Source organism: Geoglobus sp. (assembly GCF_054018175.1).
The window spans coordinates 1-3,805 of record NZ_JBPLZQ010000072.1 but is presented as its reverse complement, the minus strand read 5'-3'; the positions used below and the strand labels follow the sequence as shown (position 1 = coordinate 3,805).

5 protein-coding genes and 2 pseudogenes are annotated in these 3,805 nt (G+C 51.6%); 6 read left to right on the top strand and 1 reads right to left on the bottom strand.

From position 1 onward, the window contains the following. A pseudogene (locus tag ACXJJC_RS05920) lies at positions 1-372 on the top strand (hypothetical protein); the annotation flags it as partial. A gap of 205 nt (positions 373-577) precedes the next feature. Continuing rightward, the gene (locus tag ACXJJC_RS05915; RefSeq protein ID WP_456370155.1) at positions 578-1,447 is read left to right on the top strand and encodes a response regulator; all 870 of its coding nucleotides are present in this window, start codon (positions 578-580) and stop codon (positions 1,445-1,447) included. 54 nt (positions 1,448-1,501) lie between these two features. Here the strand turns inward: ACXJJC_RS05915 and ACXJJC_RS05910 are convergent, their stop codons facing one another. Continuing rightward, complete coding sequence (locus ACXJJC_RS05910) at positions 1,502-1,708, bottom strand: heavy-metal-associated domain-containing protein (protein WP_456370153.1); 207 nt, start codon at positions 1,706-1,708, stop codon at positions 1,502-1,504. 94 nt (positions 1,709-1,802) lie between these two features. Here ACXJJC_RS05910 and ACXJJC_RS05905 point away from each other — a divergent pair, with 94 nt between their 5' ends. The 4 genes and pseudogenes from ACXJJC_RS05905 to ACXJJC_RS05890 all read left to right on the top strand — a co-directional run. Continuing rightward, positions 1,803-2,327 (top strand): TRASH domain-containing protein, encoded by a 525-nt coding sequence (locus tag ACXJJC_RS05905; protein ID WP_456370151.1) that lies wholly within the window; start codon positions 1,803-1,805, stop codon positions 2,325-2,327. A gap of 31 nt (positions 2,328-2,358) precedes the next feature. Continuing rightward, positions 2,359-2,919 (top strand): CBS domain-containing protein, encoded by a 561-nt coding sequence (locus ACXJJC_RS05900; protein ID WP_456370149.1) that lies wholly within the window; start codon positions 2,359-2,361, stop codon positions 2,917-2,919. Further along, positions 2,916-3,524 carry a hypothetical protein gene (locus tag ACXJJC_RS05895; RefSeq protein ID WP_456370147.1) on the top strand — a complete coding sequence of 203 codons (609 nt, stop codon included), beginning with the start codon at positions 2,916-2,918 and terminating at the stop codon, positions 3,522-3,524. Before ACXJJC_RS05900 ends, ACXJJC_RS05895 begins: the two co-directional genes overlap by 4 nt. Next, positions 3,521-3,805: pseudogene (locus ACXJJC_RS05890) on the top strand (beta-ribofuranosylaminobenzene 5'-phosphate synthase); the annotation flags it as partial. The gene ACXJJC_RS05895 and the pseudogene ACXJJC_RS05890, both read left to right, overlap by 4 nt.

Sequence of the window (3,805 nt, the reverse complement as noted above, 5' to 3'; positions counted from 1 at the left end):
TACGCGAGGGTTTCGGCAGAGGGTCGAACCCTGGAGGGAGTTTACGGGAACGTTTTCATCTCGATGCTCGACTCCAGGTACCTTGGCAAGGGGATTTCGGGTGGGGCGTCAATATCCGCGTTCGTGGGCTTCAAATGCCTCGTGGCGTGCCTGAGCCACACGGTTGTGGTGGGGTCGATGAGCAAGGAGTCGCTGAGGAGCATTGAGCCAATAAAAACAGAGACCATGAGCTTCGACAGCTCTGCTGAGATGTACGCGGAGACGGTGATATCTGCAGACGGAAATCCGTTCGTGGTTGGAGAGAGTGTGACTGTGGAGTATAGAGAGAGCATCGTGAGGGTGCTAAAGACATCGACGAGTGTGAAGGCCTGACTTTTCAAATCGCACCTCCGGCCAGCACGCCTTGCAGATCGTGTCGCGTTTTCCGGGTACCTGTAACAGGATAGTTTTTCTGGTTAAACGGTGTTTAATTCACGAATCGAACCGTATTCGTACTGCCAGATTGTATCTGTACCATCAGTTTAAATATGAGGTTTGAATAGAAAGCTTTAATTAATACAACCTCATAATATGACGGATGGCCGAAGAATTGGCTGAGGAGGAAGAGTTTCCGGAAGAATCGAGCATAGAGGAGTTCAAGCTCATTCTTGAAGGTTTTCCGTTCTGTGCTGCTCTCGTTGATGAGGATCACAGGGTCGTATACGCGAACGAAGGTCTGAGGAGTACCCTCGGAAACGCGTTCGACGACCTGCTTTCGAGGCACGGCGAAACTCAGAATGCAGTAGAGAGCAGTCGCTCATCCTGTCCGGTGTGCAAATCCATCGAAAAAGGACACTCAGCGGTAAGCCTCGAGCTTCGAAGCGATGAGGGTAACGCGACGCTTAACATCGCCCTGTTTCCGCTGAACATCAGGACAGAAAGGGGAAGAAGACTGTTTCTATGCATCGGATGGGGCATCTCAAAGGAGCACGCTGGTAACGGGTTGCACCAAACCGCAGATACGGGTGACGAGAAGTACAGGGCAGTATTTCAGAACACTCCCAACATGGTGGGGATCCTCACATGTGAAGGCGTGTTCGTCGATGCGAACCCCGTAATGCTCGAGTGCTTCGGTCAGGACATAGTGGGCAGGAACATTGCAGAGGTCACTCCAGAGGACTGTTTACCACTCGAGAGAGCTCAGCCGGGAAGAGCTGGAGATACTCGAGACGATCTCCTCGAACTGAAGCCGGATATCGTCCTCATGGACATACTCATGCCCGAAATGGACGGAATAACCGCCACGAAGGCAATCAAGGAAATTGACCGGAACGCGAAGATACTCGCAATCACAGCCTACGCATCGAGCAAGGGAAAGGAAATGCTCGAGGTCGGGGCCCTTGACGTTATTGAAAAGCCCATAAGAAAAATCCAGCTAATTGCAAAAATAGAAGAGTATCTCGAGTGAAGCTGGATCAGCGAGATCAAGTTCAAAAAAATTGAACCGGCACTATTTTTCCGCTCACTGCTCCGCTACAACCTTCGCCGAATATCCGAACTTTTCGATCGCCTTTATATACCTCTCCACGTCACCATCCACTTCAATTTCCGCCGACTTCAGGTCTATGGAAATTACCTTCGCCCCTTCCTTGGTGAGCACGTTCCTGACAGTCGTTACACATCCGTGGCAGGTCAACCCGGAAAGCTCGAGTTTCACCCTAATCTCCATCACCTCAGACATATCTGGGCGCCCCGGGGTTATATACCTCTCTCTTAACCTCTTGTGAGAAAAAGTCTATATCTTTCTGACACCATGTCATGCCATGAAGCTGGACGAATACGACATGAAGATCCTCGACCTCCTCTCCGAGAACTCGCGCATGAGTTACAGCGAGATAGCAAAGATTCTCGGAATAGCGAGACAGACGGTCAAATCGAGGATAGAGAGACTCGAAAGGGAAAAGATAATCGAGAAGTACACGATTAAAATCTCTCCCGTCATAGACACCAGAAAAACGTTTTTCCTTATCATCGAGCACGACGAGTTTCCCGAAGACTTCGCTGAGGTGTACAGGGTCGGGAAAAACAGGTATCTCGTGAAGGCAATGATCGCCACACCTGACAGGCTTTCAGAGCTGGCAGAGAGGTACAGGGTCGTCGAGATACTGCCAGTTGTGGAGTACCGGCAGGGCAGAATCCCGGAGGGAATGGAGGTCGTCTTCAGGTGCGACTACTGCGGAAAGGAGCTCTACGAGAGGCCCATAGTGTACAGGAGGCACAACAAGCTGTACGTTTTCTGCTGTCCGACATGTCTCGACATGTTCAGGGAGGCAAATTACGATGGATAATATTTTATACTTCCCCGCATGACTGAACAACATGTTTTTTGAAATTGAAGAGATAAAGCGAAAGAGGAAGAAGCTTGGCATAACCCAGAAGAAGCTTGCCGAGCTTGTAGGAGTAAGTCAGCCCCTCATCGCGAGAATAGAGAGTGGAGATCTCGATCCGAAACTGTCACTCGTCAAGAAGATTTTCGAAGTCCTCGGTGAGCTCGAGGGCAAGGGGATAACTGCGAGGAAGATCATGACCTCACCCGTCCTTTCAGTCAGTCCCGATGACAGCATAGTGAACGTCATCGACGTCATGAGGGAGAAGGGGATCTCGCAGCTTCCTGTGATCAAGGACGGGTCAAATCTGGGATGCATAACCGAGAGCTCAATTCTGAAAATCGTGATGACCCGTGGGATAGATGGAGCAGAGAACACGACCGTGAGGGAGGTCATGGAGGACCCGCTCCCAGAAATTTCGCCCAGCGAAACGCTTGAAAACATCTCGAAAATGCTTTTAAATAATCCTGCTCTACTTGTGGTCGAAAACGGGGAAATTGCCGGAATCGTGACCAAGCACGACGTAATGAAGGCCATGAGGGAAAGGGAATGAACATCGCCAAGATCTTCTGGCACGGGATGGCTGAGGAGGAGAAAATAGAGTACCTGAGCAAGTTCAGCGTAGCAGTCATTGGAAGCAGGATGCTGATGGAGCTGCTCTGGAGGGGCGGAGTTGGCTGCGTGAGGTACATAGGAGACTTCGTCACTCCTAATGATGCGAGACTCGACTGCACGATCAAGCCACTTGAGGCGAACGATTACGATGCCGTCCATCCCATGAGCCCCGATTCGTGCGTGATTAGCTACCCGTTTCCCGACGATTACAGAGAGCTGAAGAGACAGCTCAAGGGGATCGACGTCATAGTTGCCCACAAGCACATAGACGTTGCCGCGAGAATAGCCGAGGAGCTGGGATCACCCTTCATCCCAGACATAATCACAACGTTCCTGCCAGACGGCATTAAGTACTGGGAAGTGGAGGTCCCGAGGGTGAAGTTCGATCCCATCTCATACGCGCTGACGTGCTCCATTCAGGCCGGCGAAATACTCAGAATATTCACCGGATACCACATGCCCACCATAGCCCCAGAAGCGTACATCGTGGACACGCGCTCCCAGTACTATCTGAAGAAGGTCACTCTGAAGGTGAGAGAATGAGGGTCAGAATCAGAACGCCGTCAAGGCTGCACATCACCCTCATTGACCTCAACGGAGAGCTGGGGAGGGTGGACGGTGGCGTCGGCCTGACACTCGACAGTCCATCTGTGGAGATAGTCGCGAGGGAAAGCGATGAGGTTCTGGTTTCCGGCCGTGGAGAAAACGTAGCCAGAGCGAGAGACGTCGCGGGCAGGTTCGCGGAAAGGTTTGGAAAGGGGATCGAGATTGAGGTTGTCAGAAACTATCCCGCCCACATCGGGCTCGGGAGCGGTACGCAGATG